The organism is Paraburkholderia sp. RAU6.4a (genome assembly GCF_050435625.1).
In the GTDB taxonomy this organism is placed as follows: domain Bacteria; phylum Pseudomonadota; class Gammaproteobacteria; order Burkholderiales; family Burkholderiaceae; genus Paraburkholderia; species Paraburkholderia tuberum.
The window spans coordinates 117720-140931 of the sequence record NZ_JBNDKQ010000002.1; the positions used below are offsets into that span (position 1 = coordinate 117720).

Consider the following 23212-nt stretch of genomic DNA (forward strand, 5'->3'; position numbering starts at 1 on the left):
TCCATGTCCACGTCCGCCTTGCCCGCCACTAGCGACGAAATCGCGACCCACGTAGCCAACCGCATCGGTCTCATCGAACTGGAGCGGCCGAAAGCGCTGAACGCGCTGTCGACCGGCATGATCCGCGCGATCCACGCGGCGCTCGACCAGTGGCGCGAGGACCCCGAGGTGCTGGCCGTCGTCGTGCGCAGCCGGCACGAGCGCGCGTTCTGCGCGGGCGGCGACATCCGCTTCATGTATGAAGCGGCGCAAACCGGCGACCAGGCGGCGCGCGATACGTTCTTCAGCGAGGAATACCGGCTCAATCACGCGATCTTCGTGTATCCGAAGCCGTATATCGCGTTGATGAACGGCATCGTGATGGGCGGCGGCGTGGGCATTTCGCAGGGCGCACATCGCACCGGCGGCCTGCGCGTCGTCACGCCATCGACGAAGATGGCGATGCCCGAAACCCGTATCGGCCTCTTTCCGGATGTCGGCGCGAGCTGGTTTCTCGCGCGCACGCCCGGCGCGATCGGCCGCTATCTGGCGGTGACCGGCGCGACGATCGGCGCGGCCGACGCGCTGTACGCGGGCCTCGCCGATGCCTACATCGACGACGCGGCGCTGCCCGCGCTCGTCGATAGGTTGAGCCGCGAACCGTTCGAGCGCGGTGCTGATGTGGTTGCGTGCGTCGAGCGCGAGACGCTCGCGTATCAGGTCGCGCCGCGGCCCGAGGAGAGCGCGCTCGCGAAGGCGCGGACGTTGATCGACCGGCATTTCGCGCTGCCCGACGTCGCGCGGATACTCAAGTCGCTCGAACAGGAACGCGAGCGCGGTGGCGACGCGGCGGAGTGGGCCGAGCAGACGATCGCGGTGCTGCGCGAGCGCTCGCCGCTGTCGATGGCGGTCTCGCTCGAAGTGGTCACGCGCGCGGAAGGGTCGATGGCCGACGTGCTGCGCACTGATCTCGATCTGACGCGCTCGAGCTTTCTGCGCGGCGATACGGTGGAAGGCATTCGCGCACGCATCATCGATAAGGACAACGCGCCGCGCTGGCGTTTCGCGCGCATCGAGGACGTCAACCGGGCCGATGTCGAGCAGATGTTCGACAGCCCGTGGCCGGCGAACGAGCACCCGCTGGGCGCTCTGCGCGGCTGAACGCGCGGCCTCGCGAACCCGCCCGCGCGAATCTACGCGTTGCGCGAATTCATGTTCGCCGCGCTTATTCCTCTGCCTCGCTCGCCATGAACGCGCGCATGAACACGAGCGCACCCCAGCCCCACATCGCGTTCGCCGTGAAGCCCACCGCGAGGCGCGGCAGCATATTGCCGCTCGGCCAGATGCCGCGCAGCGGATCGACGACGAACACGCCCGCCGCCGTCAGCACGATGCCGCCGAACACGAACGCGGGTACCCACGGCGCGCGCCGATGCGGCGCAACGCGCAGCAGCCAGGCCATCAGCACGGCCCAGCACGCGCTCCAGATTGCGTTCGCGATGAACTCAGGCAGGCCGAGCGGCAAAAACGGCGCGGTCGAAAAACCGCTGGGGTCGATCATGCCGGCAGCGTGCATCAGCGCCAGCGTCGATTCGCGAAAGAACAAAGAAGCCAGAAAACCGGCGACGAACGGCAGAATAATTTTTTGCATGCATTGCACCGGCAACGTACAGGCAACTCGCAAGACCTGTACCGGGTGATTGGAAACGAGCGCCATTATATCGACCGGGGTTGGGCGGCCGGGGCCGCGTGTATAAAGCGCAACAACCGTATGCGGTAGAACCGGGCTAATCACGAAAGCGGAAATCCTAAGCTCAATAAAATCGTTCAAAAGCCGCGGACCGCTTCATAGACTGTTTCCTCATGCAGACGGCTCGGGTGTCGCCGTCATCCGATAAATCGAGCGCATCACGCGCACGTTGGTCGAGGAAAGCCGTCGCAATGTCGAGCCTCACACCGAATCTCCGTTGTCGCAGGGCCCGCGCGCGGTCGTGTTCGCGGTGTCGTCCGCCAGGCGCATAGCCTTCATCGATTTGACGCAGTTGCCGATGGCCTGAGTCCATCGTCCGTTTCTCAATCCTTCAACGCGTCGCAGCGCCTTGCCGGTTGCCGGCTCGATGCGCGCGGCCGGCGCTCGCGCTCACCGTTTTCATTACGTCAGGGACAGACAGGAGTAACAACATGAATGTGTTCTGGTTCATTCCGACTCACGGCGACAGCCGCTATCTCGGTACGTCCCACGGCGCACGCGCAGCCGACTACGACTACTTCCGGCAGATCGCCGTCGCCGCCGACACGCTCGGCTACGAGGGCGTGCTGCTGCCGACCGGCCGCTCGTGCGAGGACGCCTGGGTCGTCGCGTCGAGCCTGATTGCCGCGACGCAGCGGCTGAAGTTCCTCGTCGCGATTCGCCCGGGGCTGTCGTCGCCGGGACTCGCCGCGCGTATGGCGGCGACGTTCGACCGGCTGTCGAACGGGCGTCTGTTGATCAACGTGGTGACGGGCGGCGACGCGGCCGAACTGGCCGGCGACGGCGTGTTCGTCGATCACGACACGCGCTACGAAATCACCGACGAATTCCTGCATATCTGGCGCAAGCTGCTCGCCGCGTCGCACAGCAACGAAGCGATCGATTTCGACGGCAAGCATTTGCGGTCGAAGGGCGGCAAGGCGCTATATCCGCCGGTGCAAAACCCGCATCCGCCGCTGTGGTTCGGCGGCTCGTCGGCGGCCGCGCACGATATCGCGGCCGAGCACATCGACACCTATCTGACGTGGGGCGAGCCGCCCGAAGCGGTCGCGAAGAAGATCGCCGACATTCGCGCACGCGCCGCGGCGCGCGGCCGGCAGATCCGCTTCGGCATCCGTCTGCACGTGATCGTGCGCGAGACCGAGGAGGAAGCGTGGGCCGCGGCCGACCAACTGATCAGCAAGCTCGACGACGACACGGTCTCGCGTGCGCAGGCGTCGTTCGCGAAGATGGATTCGGAAGGGCAGCGCCGCATGGCCGCGCTGCACGGCGGCAGGCGCGGCGGGCGCGAGCAGCTCGAGGTCTATCCGAACCTGTGGGCGGGCGTGGGGCTCGTGCGCGGCGGCGCGGGCACCGCGCTGGTCGGCAATCCGGAGCAGGTGGCCGCGCGTATGAAGGAGTACGCGGCGCTCGGCATCGAGACGTTCATCCTGTCGGGCTATCCGCATCTCGAGGAATCCTACCGCTTCGCCGAACTCGTGCTTCCGCTGCTGCCGCAACGCTTCAGCAAGGTTGCCAACGGGCCGTTGTCGGGGCCGTTCGGCGAAATCGTCGGCACCAGCTATCTGCCGAAGGCGGCGAGCGCGAGTTGAGCGCGCGCATAGCGTGGGTCGCGCGGCTTGCGCGACACGCACGCGACGATCGACAGGCAAGGAGAAAAGCCAACATGAGTGATACCACTTTGAGCGCGGGAACGGCGGTAACCCCGCAGCCCGCGTCCACGGCGCGCGCTGCCGCGCTGCGCCGTTTCGGCGCGCATCTGCTGCCGTGGCTCGCGCCGATCGCGATCCTGCTCGCGTGGGAAATCGCCGCGCGCAGCGGAGCGCTGTCGACGCGCGTGCTGCCCGAGCCGCTCGCGGTCGTGAAGGCCGCATGGTCGCTGATCCAGTCCGGCGAAATGTGGGCCGACGTGAAGGTCAGCACCTGGCGCGCGGTGTCGGGCTTCGCGATCGGCGGCGGCATCGGTTTCGTGCTCGGACTGGCGACGGGTCTCTTCAAACCCGCGGAAATCGTGCTCGATTCGACCGTACAGATGATCCGCAACATTCCCGCGCTCGCGATGATTCCGCTCGTGATCCTGTGGTTCGGCATCGAGGAACAAGCGAAGGTGTTCCTCGTCGCGCTCGGCGTGTTCTTCCCGGTCTATGTGAACACGTTTCACGGCATCCGTTCGGTCGACGCGAACCTGATCGAGATGGCGCGCAGCTATGGCGTCAAAGGTTTCGCGCTGTACCGCCACGTGATTCTGCCGGGTGCGCTGCCGTCGATTCTGGTCGGCGTGCGTTTCGCGTTCGGTCTGATGTGGGTCACGCTGATCGTCGCCGAGACCATTTCCGCGCAATCGGGCATCGGCTACATGACGATGAACGCGCGCGAATTCCTGCAAACCGATGTGGTGGTGGTCGGCATTCTGCTGTACGCGGCGCTCGGCAAACTCGCGGACATGCTCGCGAAGAGCCTCGAGCGCGTGTCGCTGCGCTGGCATCCGGCCTATCAGCGAGGAGCAAAAGCATGAGCGCAACGACGCTATCGACGACGTTCGGCGGTATCGCGGGCAGCGATCTCGAGACCGAACTCGCGCAGCCGCGGCTCGCGGATCACGACGCGAACGAGGCTGCGCTGGTTGAGCGGGACGGGGCGGCCGGGACTCATCACGGCTCGCAAGCCGGCTTGCAACCCGCTCCCGTGCTGGCCCGCAGCGACGCGCGCCCCGCGAGCGACTACGCGGTGCAATTGCGCGGCGTCGGCAAGCGCTATGGCGAGCGCGAGGTGCTGTCGGGCTTCGATCTGTCGATCGAGCGGGGCAGCTTCGTCGCGATCGTCGGCCGCAGCGGTTGCGGCAAGTCGACCTTGTTGCGGCTCGTCGCGGGTCTCGAGGAAGCCAGCTCGGGTGTGCTCGAAAAGCGCGCCGGGAACGGCGGTCCGCTCGACACCCGCATCATGTTTCAGGATGCGCGTCTGCTGCCGTGGAAAAGCGTGCTGCAAAACGTGATGCTCGGCCTCGGCCGCGGCGCGCGCGACGATGCGCGCGCGGTGCTCGCCGAAGTCGGCCTGCTCGAACGCGCGAACGACTGGCCCGCGCAACTATCGGGCGGTCAGCGGCAGCGAGTCGCGCTCGCGCGGGCGCTCGTGCATCGTCCGCAATTGCTGCTGCTCGACGAGCCGCTCGGCGCGCTCGATGCGTTGACGCGCATCGAAATGCACGCGCTGATCGAAAGGCTGTGGCGCGAGCATCGCTTCACCGCGCTGCTCGTCACGCACGACGTGCACGAAGCCGTCGCGCTCGGCGAGCGGATTCTGCTGATCGAGGAAGGCCGCATCGCGCTCGATCAGCCGGTCGCGCTCGCACGTCCGCGCGCGCGGGCGTCGGCGGGCTTCGCCGCACTCGAAGACCACGTGCTGCAACGCGTGCTGAACAACGCGCCGAACGACGACACGCTGGCGCATCGCGCGTATCAGCCCTATGACCCGGATGGCTTGCCCGAACCCGGTCGTCTCACGCGGCCGACCGAAGTGCGCTGGGCCGTCTGAGTTTTCCTGGCAAATCGATCCGATCCGTTATCACCTGCTTCTGTGGAGTGATCTGAAATGAGCATTTCCGCCATCAACGTGCGCAATCAGTTCAAAGGCAAGGTCAAGGAAATCATCCGCGGCTCGGTGGTGTCCGAGGTCGACGTAGAGACGCCGTTCGGCATCGTCACGTCGGTGATCACGACGCGCTCGGTCGACGAACTCGAACTGAAAGTCGGCTCGGAGGTGGTCGCGCTCGTGAAGTCGACCGAGGTGTCGATCGCGCGGCTTTGATGACGCTCCGCCAATGCGAGCGGCGTGCGCAGCGGCTATTTCGCGTTTGCGCCGCTTGCGGGCGGCTCGTGCGACATGTGGTCGTTGGTTGGCTTCGCCGGCCGCTTGATCGGCATGTTGTCCGGGTTGCTCGAACTGCCGGCGCCCGATGCCGCCTCGGGCGGTTTGGCCATCGGCGCATGGCTGTCCGGCGGCGCGCTGGGCGCCGTCTGCGCGACGGCGCTCGCGCCGCTCGCAAAGAGCGCTGCCAGCGCGGCGGCGGTGGCCGTCAACGTGGCCCAATTGCCTCGCTTCATGTCGTTCTCCTTCGATGTCGCGTGCCGTCTGCAGACACGCGGCTGTGTGCACAATTAGCTAGTAGCAGGCCGCGTTCCGGGGCCGCTGCTGGCGCGTTGAGGCGTGCTCCTAACGGTCATGCCGGTTTCAGACGCCAATTGCCGGGCTCGACGCTCCGGGGAGCGGGCTCGTCAGGCGCACACCTGCATCCGCCGATGAAACTTGCTACGATGAATTGAGCATTCCGACGGAGACGGCCATGTCGAAGTCCTTGAGTCCTGAAGCGGTGGAAGCGTTGCGGCGTCTGAACGACGTCGGCGTCGGACAGACGGCGCCCGAAGTCGCGCAGTCCGTTGCGGCGGAGTTGCTGGCATGCGACCTGGTTGCCGAAGCGGGCAGCGGTGGGGTCGAAATCAACTGCAACGGCCGGCAGTATCTTTCCGGCGATTGCAACTGATCCGCTGATCGGCGGCCGGCCACACGGCCGGTGTGTAGAGCGAGGCGGCGCGTCGCGGCTGAGTCGCGAGCAGGTGATTGGCCAGCGCGACGCCAGCTGGACGCGCGCGTCCGTCTACCCGCGATCAGCGAAACCACGGAGACGAGCATGGAGCCGAAGGGCGTCGACATGGGCGACTATCAGGCGCGCTATGGCGACTACGACATCGAGGTGGCGGTGGAACAGGTACTGACCGGCGTCAAGGCGCATTTCCGGGTGCTGCGCGACGATTCGACGGTGGTCGACTGGCAGCTCGTGCATATCGATAGCTTGTGGTCCACCGAGCATGCGGCCGCCGAGGCGGCTTTTCGCGCGGCGCGCGAGTTGATCGATGCGGGGCTGGCGAGTTAGACGCGGATAGTCGCCTCGCGACGGAAGGGGACGTCGTGTTCGGATGAGGCAAGGAAGCGGCAGGCGCACGAGACAACGGTTGCAAACCGAAGGCTACCCGGGCAACGTACCGGGTACCACGGCTGCCGTAAATGCAACTGGGCGCCGGCATCGATACTGCATGCGCGGCGCCCAGTTTGATCGCTGCCTTCAGAGGCAGCGGATCTGACGGTACTGCTGGCGGCTTAGTGGCCGAAGAACACCGATTGCGGACCCGACGTGGGTTCGCTGCGCGTGCCCGATTGCGTCGACACGCTATTCACGCCGCCGTATGCATTCGATTGCGCGTTGGCGCGTTCGGCAGCGACGGTCTGCGCGTTCTGGCCTTGTTGCGAAGCCGGCGCGCCAACCGACGGACGGTAGTACGGTGCCGGACCATAGCCGCTGGCGAAAGCGGGAGCGGCGATAGAGGCGGAAGCGGCAACCAGCAGGGCGGCGATAAACTTGGTCTTCATGGTAGGACTCCGATAACGTTTCGACTGCATTTCAGGAAGATGTTGCAGGAGCCAGTGAACCAGGTGTCTGCAACGTCGATGGAAGCCAGTGTATACCCCTACTATTGAAAATTTGTGCCGATAATCTGAAATTACTATTCCCGACGAAGAAACAATCGTTCAGACGTACGCGCCGCAAGGCGGACCGGTGATCCGGCCCTGTTGGCCAAGCGGTTTTTGAGAGGCGGAAGAAGGCGGGAAGGGGTGATTGCGGTGCGGAAAACCGCACAGACATCATGGAAAATGCAGAAGGCCGTCAGCAAAACAAAAACGGCCAGTAGCTAGCTTGTAGAGTGGTAGCCAAGACTACGTTATCCATCGATCCATTCGAAGTGGTACATGAAAAAATGAACGACTATGAGTTCCCTTGGGTTGCTAGTAAAGTGGTTCTATGTGCGGTGTTTTTCATATCTCTACTGCTATTTCACATAATTTTCGTGTATGCGCCGCCAACGCGACTCGGAAAAAGAGGCCTAAAAATAATTGACTACTTCTATTTAGGCGCAGGCTCGCTGGGTCTCTTGGGATCGATCGCCACAAACAGGGTTGACATTGCAAAAAATATGTTGTCACTGGCCAATGATAGAGAGGAATTTGCTTACCGACAGGTGGTGGAAAGCATTTCGACAGACTTGCCACTTATAATCTGCAGAAAGTTTGTTCCGTCCGAATTGTCTCCTCCGAACCTCTCGGAAACTAAGCGCCAGTACGATCTGGCTTGCGACTGGCTAAAAGACCTTCGGACCAAAATCCCAAGCGTGACACCGCAAGATCCAGACGAAGTGATTGCTCTCAACAAGGCTTGGGTCACGAAACCAAAAATTGATGACCCGGCACTGATTGATAATTTGAAAGAGGGTGACATTTATATTGCTGATTTTAATGCCCGTTATAAAGAGCTTGAGTATTTGAATGGCCAAGGAAAGACAAGCGAATTGGAAGACGTATTGCATATACTGGCCCCGTTTTTTATCGCTATCGCGGTGGCGTTAAGGGTTACCAAAGTCACGGGGGAGTTAAAAATAGATGCAGAGGTTTGACAGCAGGGGCTGATGCTTTAGCCACACCGTTTTTGCGGGTCGAAAAAGGCGGAGGCAGCCGTCGGATTTTGGCGATTTCCGGCCGCCCGGCACCGACTGTCCAATTATTGAGAATTGACCAGCTACTCGGTGGCGCTTGCGCGTCTAACCTTACGCCGGTCGTAGTGCTTGTGCGTTGTTGCGGTGTTTGCGTGCGCAGCGAAATCATAGGCGTCCGCGTCGCGTGCGTCGAGCTTCGCCGTGATGGCGGCCGGACGCACGTCCGAGAGCGCGAAGTACGCCGGGTGCTCGACGAGTTTGAGCAGCACCTCGTCGCCTTTGGCGCCGCGACGCTGCGCCGCCTCACGCTTGCACTTTGCCTCAAACTCCCGCGCAATCGCCGCATCGAATTCACCGATATACGCATACATGGCATCTTGCCAAACGGAGGCCCAGCCGCTCTTCGAATAAGCCTGGCCGCGTCTATTCGGGAAAAGGTAGATGCTGGCGACCTTGCGCTCGCGCTTCGCGCGCTCGACCACCACACGCAGGCGCGGCGACCACTCGCGCAGCTTGATCGTCTTGACTTCACCTTTTTTCCGCTTCGCTGATGCGACGCGCACGCCGGCATCGGTGAGCCCTGACATATGAAAGGGTCTCACCTCGGCGGCGCGAAATCCCGTCAGGTAGGCGAACATGGCGGCGACGCCTATCGTGCGGTACGCCTGCTGCTGGTGAATCGCCCACAGATAGAACGGCACGATTTCGGCGCGTGTAACGGTGCGCACGTCAGGCGCGTCGCCGCGGTTGAGGGTGTCACGGACGTCTACATCCCGGACACGCGCCTTCTGACCGGCGCCGCGCGTGTTGCATACGCTGGCGTTCAGGTGACGAAGGAAGGCAACCCTTCAGGCTTCCACCAAACCGGCGCGGTGTGGATTTCGCTGTCGAGGTTTCGGGCGTCGAGCGCGTCCGTGAAATCAAGTTTGCGAGCAGCGTGCGCGAATTGGCCGTGTGAATTTAAGAGGTGTCCTATAGACGTCGGGTCGAGCCTCGTTGACTGTTTAGGATTTTTCGAGGAAAAGTCGCGGTGCGAACTATGAGAATACTTGCCTGCTTGGTCCTAGTGCCGTGCGTGGCCAATGCAGTAACCTGGACTCCAGTAGCAAAGGGCGGGACGGTCTGCTATTTCGTAGATACCGATCGCATCGTCGAATCAAGCTACGACAATGATGCACACGCTGCGACCGTGTGGGTACGGAGTGGGCCAACGATTGGAGGATCAGTTGAATTGATGGCTTTGAAATGCGACGTTCGTGGCTATCAGGTACGCCAACGCTACGAAATGGCCTCCGCTGGGCTTATTCCTCAGAAGACAGATACGACCGCGAAGATTGCGCCGCCCGGTGGAGCCGCGGAGGAGGCTGTGCAGAATGGATGCGCGTTGGCAAGAATGATCGCGGTGCCTGCGCAAATGCGGCATGCCCAAGGGGATGCAGGCTGGGAAGTCGGGATGATGCAAGATCGAACGCGACTTCATGAACTGGCATCGCAAGCATTTGGATGCTGGTAGTACCTCCCACGTTCTTACAAGGCAACCCGCTTCGGCGGGTTTTTCATTTTCTGGAGTCGGCATTGACCACGAAAATCTACACGCAAAAGGAATTGTCGTTCGGACACCTGCAGCAGGTACTCAAGCTCTTGCCTGATGCGATCGCCGAGGCAGGCCGAACGAGGGGCAACGAGATGCTGGTCGCACAAGGTATCTCCTCCGTCGCAGCTGGCGCAGAGAATCGATTCTTTTCGGTATTGGTGAATGACGACGCGATTTCCGGCTTCATGGCAGGAATGCTAGAAGTGGATATCTGCATGACACGACTTACCGATCATTTCTCGCTGGATAAACTGACGCAGAGCGAGACCGCGGCGCGGCGCCGGATCGATAACACGCCGTCACCGGCGGTCGTCGAACACCTGACTCGCACCGCGCAAACACTCGAGCAGGTGCGCGCGCTGCTCGGCTCGCGACCTGTGCTGGTGTCGTCAGGCTATCGCTCGCCCGCGCTCAACGCGGCGGTCGGCGGCGCGGCCAACAGCGCACACATGACAGGACTAGCCGCCGACTTCATCTGTCCCGGCTTCGGCACGCCGCTCGAAATCTGCCACAAGATCGCAGCCTCGAACATTGCGTTCGACCAACTCATTCAGGAGGGCACGTGGGTGCACATTGGCCTAGCGTCGGCGGGCGCGAAGGCGCGTCAGCAGATCCTGACCGCCAACTTTGGGCCGGGTGCCACGGCCTACACCAACGGCCTTGCGTGATCGGGGGAGCCATTGAACTCACTGGAGCACTTCACGGGGCCGCTGTCGGTGCTGGCATCGGGTGCGGTGGGTGGGACGCTGCGCATGATCGTCATGCCACCGGCGAGCCTGCGGCTGAAGGTTACACATATCGTGCTTGGCGGCCTGATGGCGGTATTCGTCGCGCCGGCCGTGGTCGAGCACTGGCTGACGGGCAGCAGCATCGACGTGCAGCGTGGCGTCGCTTTTTTGATCGGCATGCTCGGCCCGGTCGTCGCGGAAATCGCCATTCGTGCAATTGAGCGGCGGGGCGACGGGGTGGCGGATCGCCTCATCGATCGCGCTGCCGGAACTGAGGATAAGAAATCATGAACCCGATGGTCGTCATCTACTTGGTATTGCATCTGGTGCTTTTCGCAACAGTCGGCTGGCTGTTCACACTGCCCCAGTCATTCGCGTGGCGCTGCGCGCTTGGCATTGTCTGGCTGGGAGCACTGTGGAATATGGCCAGCCTCATCTGGCTTGGCTATACGAGCGTCTGGCCCGGGGAGCCGTTCATTACTGTCGGCTTCTGTCTCGCCTTTCTGGGACTCGTGTTTTTCAAGACGCCGCTTGTGACGAGGCGGCATGCTGGTTTGGGAAGAACGGCAGACAGCAGCAGCCGATAAAAAACGGTACGTCGCACGTTTTGGGGTCGATGGCCGATGGTGCGGCCGGTGCCAGGCCATGAAGTGACATTCCACTGTCCCCCGCAAACCGGCCGTTCTGCCATCTCTTGTATTTTGCTAGCGGCTACCTCCTTCGCAGCGAAAAAGTCTTTCGTTGATTGCCAAAAAAAACGCTTTCCGCTCGGTGCTACGTGGCAAACGACGTCGACTAGGCCACTAAGGAGCGCTTGAGCGTTCCGACATCTCCGCGAAAAACGCACGCGTATCGGCAGGCAATCCGCCCAAGTCTTCGAGCATGTCCATCAGCGAGCTACATTTGTCGGCGTAGTAGGTAAGGGTGGACGAGCGCGAAATCGGCTGTACTTCCCAATATCCATCGAGAAACTCTCGCATCGTCTTGACAAGGTGTATGAGCTCCCGAACTGGAGCTTCGACGACACTCCCTTGCGTGTTGCCGACCTTGAGGAACTGTTTGTAGGCCGGAGACTCGCCAGCACTTCGACGCAGTCGTTGAGCTTCCGATTTCATTTGCCGGATATCCACACGCTGAGATCCTGGATCGGAAATGACAATGTCTAAGATTTGCTCGATACGGGAGTCAATTTCTTTGATTACTTGCAGTAGATCGGTAAGTGCGCGCTCTTTCCGCAACATTTCGACCTGCTCCTCCGACGATCTCGTTTGCCGCTGAAGTATTTCGAGCGAAGCTCGGAATTCGACACCTTGGCGTTGGATGGACCATAAGAGCCCGAAGAATGCGAGCAACGCAAAGATGGGATTAAGTACTCCGCCGAAGTAATCGCCGAACTGTGCCCACGTCTCCTGTTGATTCGCTAGATGTGTGCCGAACTGCATGACATAAATGCTCGCCGTACCGACAATCGAAGCCAGCACCACCGTAGTCGCTATTATTATTAGATTTTTTGAGGACATAATTTTCCGCACTCACGAGAGAAAGTTCGAATCCAAGGGGAGACGCATCGAATGAGCGACGACGCGCCAAGATTTTCACCTCTTAGTCAAAAGAGTGGCCGAGATATTATTGTAAGTCTTACCAAATCGGAACGTGATACATTTAAGCCATCTCATTTCGATGGATTGCCACAAATGTCATACCGCTGGGTATCGTTGCTTGAGCCTGTCACGGTGATCACTCCCACCAGCTTGTCCTTCCGCGGGAAGGAAGTCGACTACGTCGAATCATCGACTTCTGAAATCAAGCGCGACGGGGCGGCCGTAGGTATGGCCCTATCTAATGCGGGTTTTAACGGCGGAACAATTAAGGCCACTTTTAACTTCAAGTCGGTTGGACTCAAATACGGTGCGGGCGTAACCATCGGTGCAAATGCAATGAGTGGAGCACACTTGAGTGTTGTGCTCGGGATATGGGGGCTTTGCAGCCTTCGTACGTGGACCGGAAGCCAGGAGACGGGATCGGGAGTAGCGTCGGGCCGGTGGGTAGAGCACGTTACAGTTGGAGCCTCACAAAACTTGGTTGCCGATCGTGACTATGACCTACAGGTTGAAATGCGTGGGTCTTTCGTCAAGGTCGCACTCGACGGCGTTCCTATTATCAAATTTGACTTGAACGAAACCCTCAGTGCGCTTCGACCCGGTGTTTGGTTCATGTCGCAGGGGGACATTGAGGTCAGGGACTTCTCCGTGGAATCGCAAGAGACGTCCGCCTTTGTCGTCATGGAATTTTCACAGGTATTCAATGACCTTTACACGCACGTCATCAAGCCGGTCTGTGCCGCCTTGAAAATCGCGCCGGTACGTGCAGACGAACGCCACGGCCCCGGAATCATTCTAGCGGACATCGAGCGGCAGATTCGAGAGTCCAATGTAGTCATCGCAGACATCAGTCCGGTCAATGCGAATGTGTTTTATGAGGTGGGCTACTCGCACGCACTGAAGAAGCCGACGATCTTACTCGCACAGAAGGGCACGAAGCTCCCCTTCGACATCTCGGGCTTCAGGACTATTTTCTACGACAACACCATCGACGGGAAAGGTCAGGTTGAGGAGGGGTTGAAGAAGCACTTGCACGAGGTGTTCAGTCGCACCACGTAGTCGAGCGTTGACTACAAGCCTTGGAACTCGCTGCCGCACATCCTTGACGATCACACGTTCTGGTGACGGACGACAACGCGAGCGACCGTTGTACGTCGAAATCCGCGTCCGGGGTGAGGCTGGTCAGCGGCGGGCGGTCGGCATCGTTTGGCTGGGGGCACTTTGGAACATGGCCGGCCTCATGTGGCTTGGCTCCGCCGGCGTCTGGCCAGGGCGAGCCGCTCATTTCGTCGACACGCTCGACAGTCCTGCAACGTCAGCGCCGCATGTAAAATTGGGGTACGTTATCGACCCTTAAACACTAAGCTACGATGGATAAACGCCTATGGATCTGGTGTCCGTAAGCCGCTTGGGTTTCCTTTGGTGGAACACCGGGCTGACCCCACCGGTTATAAAGCTAAAAGCTACCTCTGAAGACAGGGAATTCGCTGTCGCTCAGATCACAGACATGCGACGTGTTTTGGATTTTGGCATTTTGGGCTTATGTGAGGTGCAAACAAGTGATTTGGACGCGATCATGGACGGTTTGGACGATCCCAATCTGCGTGTTATTGACAAGACGGACCGGTCAGGAAAGCAAAAATTCGATATTGCCCTTATCTATGACGAGACGCGGGTGACTCACGTCGAGTCGTGTTCGTTTGTCGAACGATTCGGCAAGCACAAATTCAAGCTGGGCGAAATGATGACGTTCGTCACAACGGGAACAAACGTCGTAGTTCGTGTCGTGTTGTCCCATTGGCCGAGCAGGCGCACTTTGCACGAAAAAGACCCGAATCGAACTCGGTTGGGATCGCTGCTCTGTGACTCCTTAGCTAAAGTGCGCGAAGACCCAGAGACGTTTCTGGTGCTCATGGGAGACTACAACGATGACCCATGTTCACCGTCGCTATCTGAATACCTACTTGCGACACGTGATAGAGAACTTGCCAAGCGGGACCATCGGTTTTTCTACAATCCGTTCTGGCGTTGGCTGGGCGAGTCATTGCCGTCGCCAGTAGCGACTGACGGTAGCAGTATCTGCGGAACGCATTACTATAGGGGAGGGGATCATACGGAATGGTTTACGTACGACCAAATAATATTTACATCGGCGTTTCTGAACCGACCGGATGTCGTCCTTGAAGAGGAACTGACTCAGATCGTCGTAACTCCCGAGCTTGCAGCGCGGCTGCGCAGCAGAAACGTTTGCGATCATTTCCCTGTGACAAGTACCGTGAAATTTAGAATGAGGGCACCTTCATGACCGACTTTGCAGCCGCTTTCAAAGCTGGCCAAGCTGCCGCGAAAAGCGCCGAGATTGCCAAGAAGCAGATCGCGGACGTGATCGGTGCAGTTGCGGCCGGTCTGCAGACGGCCACTGATGGAAAGCTGACTATTTTCGAGGCTGAGTCCAATTCCTTTGCGGGGTCGCTTTGGGCGACAGCTCAGCTTGCCAATCGACTGAGCGGCAAGACTGACCCCGCGCCAGTTAAAGAGCGGTCGATTTGGGCCAAGAATTTGTTGGCTGTCGACAAGAGCAGCATTCGGATCGCCGGTTGGACCGTCCCGCATGAGGGCTTCCCGTGCGTTCTCGCTTACGCCGGTCAAGAAGTGCGATGCCATGATCGAGGAGCGCTGGAGGCCGCATTCGCCGATTTGCTGAAAGACGCATGGGTCGGAGATCAGTTAGGCGGCCTGCTGGCACGCGAAGTCCCACAACAATTTTCCGACGGTGACTTCGAACGGCACTGAGGCGGGATGTCCGCAGCATTGGCACCGAATGTCCACTGTTGGCAGATCTAATACCCTCTGCAGGGTCGTTATCGTTCGGCCCCGTAATTCCGCGAGAAAAATGAAAGAACCGCCGCCCGGGCAGGGTGCGGCGGAAGGCTGGCAGCAAAACGGGTCGCAGCGGAGGCAACCCGTCAATAAAGTTTCCTATCTTTGTCCGTGGTGAGCGGTCGGACAACTCTCAAATCGTCGCGCGGCCTGACTCGCCAGGCACAGATTCCGCGCTGAGCTACCGTCGACATGGATGCTCCTCGGGTCATCATCTGCCCCGATCGCTCTCAGCCAATGCACGCATCCGGCTCTGACTGGGCCTGCGCCTGCTTCCCGTCGCCGCGAATGCAGAGCCGGCGGGAGGCTATTGGCGATCTGAGTCTCGCGCCGGCGACGTGATCACTTCGTAGTGTTAGTGATTGGCTTCAGGTCTTTCGCTGCGGCAAGGGTCGGGCCAGCGGCCGGCGATGCATCGCTCGCGGCAACCTTCTGATCGTCGGCCTTCTTCGGCGGCTCAATAATCGTGGTCAATCCCATGCTTACGGTAATGAGCGCTGGGTAGTCATATGCGGCGCCGGTGCTCATGTCAACGCCAGCGCCGATCAATCCACCGAAAAGGATGTTGCCGAAGGCCATGCCCTTCGTGCTCGACTTCACGGTTGCGATGCCCGGATCAGCGCCATCCTTTTCGCACTTCACACTCAGATCTCCGTAGGCTCGGTGGATGGTCACCGATCCGGGCGTCTTGATGAACCACGTTCCCTTGTCGTTTTCCAGTTTGCAGGCAGCGCCGGCGAATTCGTCTCCCCCCTTTACTGTCTGCACGGAGACGACTTGATTCGTTCCGCCGACGATAGATGCGCAGCCGCTGAGCGCGGCGATGCATGCGAGAGTCCCCAATGTCGCTTTTTTCATTTTGCTTCCCGTATTGTGGATTTTATGGTTGTTACAATTTGTAACGGGAAACGATTCTATCGACGGAAAGAGGTATTCGCAAGATGGCGGTGCACCTGGAAGCCGGCTGCCCCGAAGTGGGCTAGCGCCATGCCTTTTTCCTGCTCGCTTGATCATCTTGAGTCGAGTCGTCATTGGCGCCGACGGCTCTGACCCATAGACGCAGCCGCTGTCTGGGTTCGCTTGGACTTGTCGGCCGCCGCCGCGCACGCACAACGCGTGCGATCCGCCCGCAACATCGCCGCCCCAATGCTCGCAACAACGACAGGCGCGGTCGGTCGCGGCGTCAGGGTATCGGATATGCGACATGGGTCCGGCAATCGCTGTATATACAGTATCGCGGTCGGGCGACACAGTGCATCGATAGCAAGCGACGGAGCACTTCCTTCTGCGGACGTTAAGCGGGCAAGCTATCTGCCATTGCTTCCAGCGTTGCGACGATCGCAGAAAAGCCGAATGTGTTCACTGGATTCATTATTAGGCCAATCCCGGTCATAGGAACATGAGTCGGTGGGATGGGCGAACCGCGGTTCGCCATTTCTTCGAACAGCGCAAAGACCTCACCACGGTGTGTTGACGAACGTAAGACTCCCCGAGAGCGTCCTGAGCACGTGTGAGCTCCCTCACACCACGTGCCCAGACAGCGTGGCGCTGATCTTCGGTCTTGCATTGTCTAAGGTCATCGGCCTCTAGCGCGCGCCGCTGGCTTTGTTGAAACTGCGACAACAAATCTGTAATGCTTTTGGCTCTGTTTCGAGCGCATTGGCCCAATTCTTGATTGGTCAGCGCTTTAAAACGACTCACGCCGGGCTCGGCGACGCCCAGTCGGCGGTCTTGATCCGCGATTTTTTCTTCAAGCGATTTTACCCTTGCGGTCTGACGCTCCACTTCCTCCTTGTAACCGACGAGACGATCGTCCTTAGCTGCAAGCTGAGCATTCGCCAAGCGTTTCCCGAAAGTGAAGCCAGCTATGGCGCCCACGGCAAGTGTTGTTAGGACAACGGGAAGGTGATCTTTCAGAAGCGGTGCTGCGCTCTCGAACCACGTAACCAACCACGACGGCATGAGTACCCCGGCTGGGACTGAACGCAAAAAAGCCCGCAGTGGCTGCGGGCTCTATTCCGAAATTCGGTTTTTCGTTCCGAATTTTGCTATGTGAAATTTCAAATCGTCCGAACACGCTTGATTTGAAAGAATTCTGTGGGGTGGCTGATGGGACTCGAACCCACGACGACAGGAATCACAATCCTGGACTCTACCAACTGAGCTACAGCCACCACTAACATCCGCTTGACTTGCTCTAAAAACCTGTCTCGCCGACGAAGAAACGAGATTATAGGGACTAGATGGTGGTTTGCCTAGTCCTTTATTCAAAAATTTCGATGGGCTCGCGCAGATGCTGTCTTGCTTCGTCGAAGATGGTCAGATCACGGGCCGCAAGTCGCTTGCTGTCGGACAAAACTCGACGCCAACCACGCGCACCCGCTTCGCCGCGATACAGCCCAAGCGCATGGCGCATGATCGCGCCGAGATAGGTGCCGCGCGCCATTTCGGTCGCGCAATACTCGATCAGTTTCGCTTCGACCTGCTCGCGCGTCAGTGGCGCCTGCGCAGAGCCGTAGAAGCGCGCGTCGACATCGGCGAGCAGGTAGGGGTTGTGATACGCCTCGCGCCCGAGCATCACGCCGTCGACGTGCTGAAGATGCGCGTCGACTTCGTCGAGCGTCTTGATACCGCCATTGATGACGATTTCCAGCTGCGGAAAATCGCGCTTCAACTGATACGCGTAGTCGTACTTGAGCGGCGGAATCTCGCGGTTTTCCTTCGGGCTCAGGCCCTTCAGTATCGCGTTGCGCGCATGAACGATGAAGACCTCACAGCCGGCTTGCGCGATCGTGCCGACAAAATCGCGGACGAAGCCGTATTCCTCGACCGTATCGACGCCGATGCGGTGCTTGACCGTGACTGGCACCGATACGACGTCGCGCATCGCCTTCACGCAGTCGGCGACGAGTTGCGGCTCGTTCATCAGGCATGCGCCGAACGCACCGCGTTGCACGCGCTCGGATGGGCAGCCGCAATTCAGGTTGATTTCGTCATAGCCCCATTGCTCGCCGAGCTTGGCCGAACGCGCGAGATCGTCGGGCTCGCTGCCGCCGAGTTGCAGCGCGACTGGCGCTTCGTCGGGCGTGAATGCGAGATGACGCGGCACGTCGCCGTGCAGCAGCGCGCCGGTCGTCACCATTTCCGTGTAAAGCCAGGTATGGCGCGAAATCATTCGATGCAGCGAGCGGCAATGGCGATCCGTCCAATCCATCATCGGGGCAACGGACATGCGGCGGGGGCTGGGAGTGCGAGGTAAAGACATGGAGCGGCCAGGCGGCTTGAATCAAAACGATAATCTTACCGCAAGGCCAGAAACCGCCGGGCGCTGGAGCCATATCACTGTCGCGACAGAGGCGGGCACCGGTTCGTCAATGCGTCAATGCGTCAATGCTTTAATGTCCATGTCCCCCCGTCCCGCCGCCACTGCTCCACGAGCTGCTGCCGCCGTGCATGCCGCCGTATCCGCCACCGTGCCATCCGCCGTCCCCGCCATGCCATCCGCCGTGCCCGCCGTGCCCGCCACCGCCATGCCATCCGCCGCGCCCGTGCCAATACCCATGTCCGTAATAGCAGCACGACCCTCCGAAACCGCCATAGATACCAACCGAGCCGTACGCCGGTCCGTAGTAAGGCGGTCCATACGCGTAGGGATAGTAGGGTTGCGCATAGCCGTAGTCCGCTGGCTGCGCGACGACGCATCCAGTGATGCTCGCTGCCGCGGCCGCTAGCAGCGTCATCGATGCAATGAGCCTGGTCACGATTTTCTCCTTCACGTAAACCTCAGAAAAACCGCGCGCAACGGAGTTCAGCCGCGTTTGTGTCCGAGCGTTACCCGCGCCGGCGCGGCGGTGCGCGCTCGGGGCTTCGACCACGCGAGCCGTTGCCGCGACGTTCGACCGTTTCGCCAATCTTCTCGCGTATTACCGAGCGGTGTTGCGGTAACACTTCGTTAACGATCTGATACGTTACTGACGGGCGTGGCTGCTAACTTCCATCGGACGATTCGTCGTTTAAGTCGGAAGCGATTCGCGTGCCCGCCCCGTTCGATCATCTGCTCAAAGGCAACGTGCTGTATCGCCAGGGCATGCGCGACAACGAGGCGGAATCGCTTGGCGCCCTCGCGCGCTTTGCCGACAAATACCCGTTCAACTCCATCAACGTCGGCCTCATTCATCTCGCGCTGCCGAACGCGCGCATCGATCATGGCCGCCGCTCGCGATTACATTCTGTCTATCGATTTTCTCGCGCATTTTTACGACGTGCCGTTCGGCTGCCACCTCGGCGAGCTGGGCCGCTGTCAGCGCGCGTACGATGCGTTGATAACGCGCTGGCGGCGCGTTCTACTCGCGGGCGTGATGATCGAGATCGAGCACGAGGAGCTGGTCGACGCTTGCGAAACGAACGTGCGTCGCATGCTCGCGCATTGCGGGCTCGAGTGAGACGAACATTGCCTCGCATTTCGCGAGACGATGCGGCGTGTCAGTACCGCGAGTTCCGCACAGATGCGCCGACCGTCGTATCGAACGTCGATGCGGCGCTGGCAGCCGCGAGGCGAATTGCGTGAACCGCTATGGGAAGGTCTCGGCCCCGACCTGACGGCGGCCGACGCTCAACGCGCGATCACCGATACGTGATGCAGCCACGGGTACACGCCGGCAATGAACGCCGCGTAGATCACGGCCATCGTTACGCCGGCGGCCGTGCCCCAGATGTCGCGCGAGGCCGCGCCCTGGCGAAAATGCACAGGCAGTCCGACCACGACGTAGCCGATCACGAAGAACAGGATGACCGCGCGCACCGGCGACAGATCGTGGCCAATGAATTCGAGCAACGCCGACAGGCTGAATTGCGACATGGACATGCAGGGAGTCACGAAGGCGGGGGATCGCACGGCGCCGGAACACATCGAAATTGTTCAGCGAATGACGACTGATCCGCTTCACTCTCGACGTTTCACAGCGCGACGACCTATGCCGATTAAAGGCCACGCAAACGCGATCCGCAAGAAAAAACCTGTATGAATTTGTACTGTCCTACATTGCTTGCAGTTTGCCTGCGCCGCGACTTTCAGCCGGCCTGGCAACGCTTTCACGGCCACGGTCTCAACGCTCCAGGGGCTTCGGTTTGCGCAAGGGGGCGAGCAGCGGTTTCAAGCCGTTGTGATCGATCTCGTGCATCAACGCGAGCAGACGGCCAATCTCGCCGGGCGGAAAGCCCTGGCTCGCGAACCAGTTCAGATAGTGGCCGGGCAGGTCGGCGATCACGCGGCCTTTATATTTCCCGTAGGGCATCACGCGCGTGACCAGCAATTCGAGGTGTTCGTGATTCATGGCAACGAAGTCATGATGAAACGCGCATCGAGAGCGCAAAGCGCGCAACGCGCAAGCACCAGGCGGCGCGCTGCAACGCATGGCCCCGCATTCTAGCCTTGCTGCAGGTAATGCGCCGGCGTGATAACGTCTGCGCTTTCCGTTCACCTCTTCAACAGGACAAGTTAGATGGAATACCGCAGACTCGGCGACTCCGACGTGCAGGTTAGCCTGATTGGTCTCGGCACGATGACGTGGGGCGAGCAGAACACCGAGCAGGAAGCGCACGCGCAGATCGACTACGCGCTCGATCACGGCGTGAACCTGATCGACACCGCGGAAATGTATCCGGTGCCGCCGCGCGCCGAAACGCAAGGCTCGACGGAGCGCTACATCGGCACGTGGCTCGCGCAGCACAAGAGCGCGCGCGAGAAGATCGTGCTCGCCACCAAGATCGCGGGCCCCGCGCGTCAGCCGCACAATCCGCGTCATATTCGCGGCGAGGGCAACCAGTTCGATCGCAAGAACCTGACCGAGGCGCTCAACGACAGCCTCGAACGTCTGCAAACGGACTACGTCGATCTGTATCAGCTGCACTGGCCCGATCGCAGCACGATGACGTTCGGCCGTCCGTCGTATCCGTGGGTCGACGACGCGTACACGGTGCCGATCGAGGAAACGCTGACGGTACTCGCCGAATTCGTGAAGGCTGGCAAGGTGCGCCGTATCGGCGTGTCGAACGAAACGCCGTGGGGCGTCGCGCAGTTTCTGCGCGCGGCCGAAAGACTCGGCTTGCCGCGCATCGTCAGCATCCAGAATCCGTACAGCCTGTTGAACCGCACGTACGAAGTGGGTCTGTCCGAGTACGCGCATCGCGACAACATCGGTCTGCTCGCGTATTCACCGCTCGCGTTCGGCTGGCTGTCGGGCAAGTACGAAGGCGGCGCGCGTCCTGCCGGCGCGCGCATCACGCTGTTCGAGCGCTTCCAGCGCTATAGCAAGCCGCAAGCCGTGCAGGCGACCACGCGTTACGTCGAGCTCGCGAAGCGCCACGGCATGACCCCCGCGCAATTCGCGCTCGCGTTCGTCAATAGCCGGCCGTTCGTGACCAGCAATCTGATCGGCGCGACCTCGCTCGAACAATTGAAGGAAAACATCGCCAGCGCGGACGTGAAGCTGTCGCCGGAAGTGCTGGCGGAAATCGACAGGCTGCACGAGCTGCAGCCGAATCCGGCGCCTTGATGTCGAGGTAAGCGCGACGCGCTTGCCGCGGTGGCCCGGGTCGATTACCGGGGCGGCCGCGCAAGGCGCAGCGAATCACTCGGCGTCGGCCGAACTCAACCCGCGGCCTTTGCCGTATCCACCGTCTCGCGCTTCGCCGCAAGCGGCGAATTCTCGCCGAGATCCCAGAACAGTCCCGCCATCATCTGCAGGCCCTCGCGCACCACCGGAGCCAGAAGGTGCTCGTTCGGCGCATGCTGCGAGCAGGCCGGATAAGAATGCGGTACCCAGATCGTCGGCAGACCGAGCGTGTCGGCGAATACCTCGTTCGGCAGCGTGCCGCCGAGATTCGGCAGCAGCGCGGTCTTCTTGCCGGTGGTTGCTTCGAGCGACGCGATCGCCCACGTGACCCACGGATCGTCGGGATCCAGCCGCGTGGCTGGCGCGCCGCGTTCGACGTCGATTTCGACCAGCTGAAAACCGTGCGCATCGAGATGCGCGCGCAGGTGCTCGCCGAGGTTTTCCCAATCGGTGCCGACCACGAAACGCAACTGGCAGACCGCGAACGCCGACGGCGGAATCGCGTTGACCGGGTTCTCCGGATTGCCCGCCTTGAAAGCCAGCACTTCGAAGCTGTTCCAGCCGAACACGCGCTCGGGCGCGGAAAGACCCGGCTCGCCCCAGTTATCGTCGACGGTGGGGTCGCCCGGACCGTTGCCCACCGTGATGTCGGCAAGTGCGCGGCGCACGGCCTCGGGGATCGGCGGCGGACGCAGGCCGTCGACTGCGATCACGCCGCGCGCATCGACGAGACTCGCGAGCGCGTTGGCGAGCATCGTCGCCGGATTGCGCAGCAAGCCGCCCCAGTTGCCCGAGTGATGCGCGCCGTCGCGCAGGTTCAGCGACAGCCTGAAATTGACCGCGCCGCGCGAGCCGAGAAACACGGTCGGACGACGCGCTGCGAGACGCGGACCGTCGGAGGCGATCAGCACGTCGGCGGCGAGTTCGTCGCGATGCGCATGGCAGATCGCGTCGAGCCCCGGCGAGCCGGTTTCCTCGCCCATCTCGATCAACAGCTTCGTGTTGAAGCCGAGTTTGCCGTCGCGCGCGGCGAGCGTGCTCGCGAGCGCGGCGAGGTTGATCGAGTGCTGGCCTTTGTTGTCGGCGGTGCCGCGACCGAACCAGCGCTCGCCTTCCACGGTCACCGCCCACGGCGTCAGCGGCGCGCGCCACTGGCTGTCGTAGCCGCGCACGACGTCGCCGTGGCCGTAGATCAGCACGGTCGGCAGATGATGGCCTTCGTGACGGTTGGCGATCAGGAACGGACCGAAGCCATCGACCGGGTTATCGACGATGCGCGTGCTGAAGCCGAGGCGCTCCGCTTCGGGCTGGATTTCGTCGGTCAGATAGGACAGCAGCAGTGCGCCGCGATCGCTTTCCTGGCTTTCGGTGCGAAAACCGACGCGACGGTTCAGATCGGCGAGAAAAGCGCCGGATTCGAAGTGCCGGGTGGCAAGCTCGATGGCCTGGTTGCGGCTCATGTCGATGTCTCCGATGCGGGGGATGGGTGAAGGGGCGGAGGGCCGCGAGGCTCGATGGCTCGATGCT

Annotated in this window: 29 protein-coding genes and 1 tRNA gene; 17 read left to right on the forward strand and 13 right to left on the reverse strand. The window is 61.0% G+C overall.

What is annotated here, in order from left to right; genetic code table 11:
- Window positions 1–3 precede the first annotated feature (3 nt).
- Window positions 4–1140 carry an enoyl-CoA hydratase/isomerase family protein gene (locus OKW40_RS05265; RefSeq protein ID WP_429488591.1) on the forward strand — a complete coding sequence of 379 codons (1137 nt, stop codon included), beginning with the start codon at window positions 4–6 and terminating at the stop codon, window positions 1138–1140.
- Between the two features lie 64 nt (window positions 1141–1204).
- Here OKW40_RS05265 and OKW40_RS05270 read toward each other — a convergent pair whose 3' ends face one another.
- The gene (locus OKW40_RS05270) at window positions 1205–1630 is read right to left on the reverse strand and encodes a hypothetical protein (RefSeq protein WP_429406231.1); all 426 of its coding nucleotides are present in this window, start codon (window positions 1628–1630) and stop codon (window positions 1205–1207) included.
- A gap of 530 nt (window positions 1631–2160) precedes the next feature.
- Between OKW40_RS05270 and ssuD the strand changes: the two genes are divergently transcribed.
- The 4 genes from ssuD to OKW40_RS05290 all read left to right on the forward strand — a co-directional run bounded on the left by ssuD (window position 2161) and on the right by OKW40_RS05290 (window position 5533).
- A complete protein-coding gene (ssuD, locus tag OKW40_RS05275) occupies window positions 2161–3321 on the forward strand; it encodes an FMNH2-dependent alkanesulfonate monooxygenase (protein ID WP_429488592.1) in 1161 nt (386 codons plus the stop codon).
- Between the two features lie 74 nt (window positions 3322–3395).
- Window positions 3396–4244 carry an aliphatic sulfonate ABC transporter permease SsuC gene (gene ssuC, locus OKW40_RS05280; protein WP_429355437.1) on the forward strand — a complete coding sequence of 283 codons (849 nt, stop codon included), beginning with the start codon at window positions 3396–3398 and terminating at the stop codon, window positions 4242–4244.
- Entirely contained in the window at window positions 4241–5260 is a 1020-nt protein-coding gene (locus tag OKW40_RS05285; protein WP_429488593.1) for an ATP-binding cassette domain-containing protein, read from the forward strand. Before ssuC ends, OKW40_RS05285 begins: the two co-directional genes overlap by 4 nt.
- A gap of 57 nt (window positions 5261–5317) precedes the next feature.
- Window positions 5318–5533: a TOBE domain-containing protein gene (locus OKW40_RS05290; RefSeq protein ID WP_008922916.1), complete on the forward strand. Its 216-nt coding sequence runs from the start codon at window positions 5318–5320 to the stop codon at window positions 5531–5533.
- Window positions 5534–5568: 35 nt separating this feature from the next.
- Here the strand turns inward: OKW40_RS05290 and OKW40_RS05295 are convergent, their stop codons facing one another.
- Complete coding sequence (locus OKW40_RS05295) at window positions 5569–5829, reverse strand: hypothetical protein (protein WP_090804375.1); 261 nt, start codon at window positions 5827–5829, stop codon at window positions 5569–5571.
- A gap of 239 nt (window positions 5830–6068) precedes the next feature.
- On the opposite strand from OKW40_RS05295, the gene OKW40_RS05300 reads away from it, so the two are divergent.
- Together OKW40_RS05300 and OKW40_RS05305 are read left to right on the forward strand one after the other, a co-directional pair.
- Window positions 6069–6266 carry a hypothetical protein gene (locus tag OKW40_RS05300; protein ID WP_013089281.1) on the forward strand — a complete coding sequence of 66 codons (198 nt, stop codon included), beginning with the start codon at window positions 6069–6071 and terminating at the stop codon, window positions 6264–6266.
- A gap of 147 nt (window positions 6267–6413) precedes the next feature.
- Window positions 6414–6656: a DUF6566 family protein gene (locus OKW40_RS05305; protein ID WP_018418205.1), complete on the forward strand. Its 243-nt coding sequence runs from the start codon at window positions 6414–6416 to the stop codon at window positions 6654–6656.
- Window positions 6657–6880: 224 nt separating this feature from the next.
- Here OKW40_RS05305 and OKW40_RS05310 read toward each other — a convergent pair whose 3' ends face one another.
- Window positions 6881–7150, reverse strand: coding sequence for a hypothetical protein (locus OKW40_RS05310; protein ID WP_018418204.1), 270 nt, complete (start codon window positions 7148–7150; stop codon window positions 6881–6883).
- Window positions 7151–7536: 386 nt separating this feature from the next.
- On the opposite strand from OKW40_RS05310, the gene OKW40_RS05315 reads away from it, so the two are divergent.
- Window positions 7537–8229, forward strand: coding sequence for a hypothetical protein (locus tag OKW40_RS05315; protein WP_429488595.1), 693 nt, complete (start codon window positions 7537–7539; stop codon window positions 8227–8229).
- Window positions 8230–8351: 122 nt separating this feature from the next.
- Here OKW40_RS05315 and OKW40_RS05320 read toward each other — a convergent pair whose 3' ends face one another.
- Window positions 8352–8996 carry a hypothetical protein gene (locus OKW40_RS05320; protein ID WP_429488596.1) on the reverse strand — a complete coding sequence of 215 codons (645 nt, stop codon included), beginning with the start codon at window positions 8994–8996 and terminating at the stop codon, window positions 8352–8354.
- A gap of 775 nt (window positions 8997–9771) precedes the next feature.
- Here OKW40_RS05320 and OKW40_RS05325 point away from each other — a divergent pair.
- The 3 genes from OKW40_RS05325 to OKW40_RS05335 are packed head-to-tail and all read left to right on the forward strand — an operon-like array spanning window position 9772 to window position 11177.
- Window positions 9772–10530 (forward strand): D-Ala-D-Ala carboxypeptidase family metallohydrolase, encoded by a 759-nt coding sequence (locus OKW40_RS05325; RefSeq protein WP_429488598.1) that lies wholly within the window; start codon window positions 9772–9774, stop codon window positions 10528–10530.
- 12 nt (window positions 10531–10542) lie between these two features.
- The gene (locus OKW40_RS05330; protein ID WP_429488600.1) at window positions 10543–10881 is read left to right on the forward strand and encodes a hypothetical protein; all 339 of its coding nucleotides are present in this window, start codon (window positions 10543–10545) and stop codon (window positions 10879–10881) included.
- Window positions 10878–11177, forward strand: coding sequence for a hypothetical protein (locus OKW40_RS05335; protein WP_429488602.1), 300 nt, complete (start codon window positions 10878–10880; stop codon window positions 11175–11177). Before OKW40_RS05330 ends, OKW40_RS05335 begins: the two co-directional genes overlap by 4 nt.
- Before the next feature lie 216 nt (window positions 11178–11393).
- Here OKW40_RS05335 and OKW40_RS05340 read toward each other — a convergent pair whose 3' ends face one another.
- Window positions 11394–12071 carry a hypothetical protein gene (locus tag OKW40_RS05340; protein ID WP_429488604.1) on the reverse strand — a complete coding sequence of 226 codons (678 nt, stop codon included), beginning with the start codon at window positions 12069–12071 and terminating at the stop codon, window positions 11394–11396.
- A gap of 90 nt (window positions 12072–12161) precedes the next feature.
- On the opposite strand from OKW40_RS05340, the gene OKW40_RS05345 reads away from it, so the two are divergent.
- The 3 genes from OKW40_RS05345 (at window position 12162) to OKW40_RS05355 (ending at window position 14984) form a co-directional block, all read left to right on the forward strand.
- Window positions 12162–13250 (forward strand): hypothetical protein, encoded by a 1089-nt coding sequence (locus OKW40_RS05345; RefSeq protein ID WP_429488606.1) that lies wholly within the window; start codon window positions 12162–12164, stop codon window positions 13248–13250.
- A gap of 325 nt (window positions 13251–13575) precedes the next feature.
- Complete coding sequence (locus tag OKW40_RS05350; RefSeq protein WP_429488607.1) at window positions 13576–14496, forward strand: hypothetical protein; 921 nt, start codon at window positions 13576–13578, stop codon at window positions 14494–14496.
- Window positions 14493–14984 carry a hypothetical protein gene (locus OKW40_RS05355; RefSeq protein WP_429488609.1) on the forward strand — a complete coding sequence of 164 codons (492 nt, stop codon included), beginning with the start codon at window positions 14493–14495 and terminating at the stop codon, window positions 14982–14984. Before OKW40_RS05350 ends, OKW40_RS05355 begins: the two co-directional genes overlap by 4 nt.
- Before the next feature lie 429 nt (window positions 14985–15413).
- Here OKW40_RS05355 and OKW40_RS05360 read toward each other — a convergent pair whose 3' ends face one another.
- Window positions 15414–15929 carry a hypothetical protein gene (locus OKW40_RS05360; protein ID WP_429488611.1) on the reverse strand — a complete coding sequence of 172 codons (516 nt, stop codon included), beginning with the start codon at window positions 15927–15929 and terminating at the stop codon, window positions 15414–15416.
- A 750-nt stretch (window positions 15930–16679) separates the two neighbouring features.
- Here OKW40_RS05360 and OKW40_RS05365 point away from each other — a divergent pair.
- Entirely contained in the window at window positions 16680–16964 is a 285-nt protein-coding gene (locus OKW40_RS05365; protein WP_429488613.1) for a hypothetical protein, read from the forward strand.
- A gap of 205 nt (window positions 16965–17169) precedes the next feature.
- Here OKW40_RS05365 and OKW40_RS05370 read toward each other — a convergent pair.
- From OKW40_RS05370 to OKW40_RS05385, 4 genes are all read right to left on the reverse strand, one after another.
- Window positions 17170–17245: transfer RNA gene (locus tag OKW40_RS05370), tRNA-His, on the reverse strand.
- A gap of 89 nt (window positions 17246–17334) precedes the next feature.
- Window positions 17335–18336, reverse strand: a complete 1002-nt coding sequence (gene dusA / locus OKW40_RS05375) for a tRNA dihydrouridine(20/20a) synthase DusA (RefSeq protein ID WP_429488614.1) — start codon at window positions 18334–18336, stop codon at window positions 17335–17337.
- Window positions 18337–18466: 130 nt separating this feature from the next.
- Window positions 18467–18832, reverse strand: a complete 366-nt coding sequence (locus OKW40_RS05380; RefSeq protein ID WP_429488616.1) for a hypothetical protein — start codon at window positions 18830–18832, stop codon at window positions 18467–18469.
- Between the two features lie 191 nt (window positions 18833–19023).
- Window positions 19024–19278, reverse strand: coding sequence for a hypothetical protein (locus OKW40_RS05385; RefSeq protein WP_429488618.1), 255 nt, complete (start codon window positions 19276–19278; stop codon window positions 19024–19026).
- Here OKW40_RS05385 and OKW40_RS05390 point away from each other — a divergent pair.
- On the forward strand, window positions 19277–19513 hold the full coding sequence (locus OKW40_RS05390) for a sulfotransferase (protein WP_429406219.1): 237 nt from the start codon (window positions 19277–19279) through the stop codon (window positions 19511–19513). The two genes, OKW40_RS05385 and OKW40_RS05390, sit on opposite strands and share 2 nt — an antisense overlap.
- Before the next feature lie 170 nt (window positions 19514–19683).
- On the opposite strand, the gene OKW40_RS05395 is transcribed toward OKW40_RS05390, so the two are convergent.
- Window positions 19684–19929 carry a hypothetical protein gene (locus OKW40_RS05395; RefSeq protein ID WP_429294925.1) on the reverse strand — a complete coding sequence of 82 codons (246 nt, stop codon included), beginning with the start codon at window positions 19927–19929 and terminating at the stop codon, window positions 19684–19686.
- A gap of 247 nt (window positions 19930–20176) precedes the next feature.
- Entirely contained in the window at window positions 20177–20404 is a 228-nt protein-coding gene (locus tag OKW40_RS05400; protein WP_184029242.1) for a DUF3820 family protein, read from the reverse strand.
- Window positions 20405–20572: 168 nt separating this feature from the next.
- Between OKW40_RS05400 and OKW40_RS05405 the strand changes: the two genes are divergently transcribed.
- Window positions 20573–21625, forward strand: coding sequence for an NADP(H)-dependent aldo-keto reductase (locus OKW40_RS05405; RefSeq protein WP_429488620.1), 1053 nt, complete (start codon window positions 20573–20575; stop codon window positions 21623–21625).
- 95 nt (window positions 21626–21720) lie between these two features.
- On the opposite strand, the gene OKW40_RS05410 is transcribed toward OKW40_RS05405, so the two are convergent.
- A complete protein-coding gene (locus OKW40_RS05410) occupies window positions 21721–23145 on the reverse strand; it encodes a M20 family metallopeptidase (RefSeq protein WP_184064809.1) in 1425 nt (474 codons plus the stop codon).
- Window positions 23146–23212 lie beyond the last annotated feature (67 nt).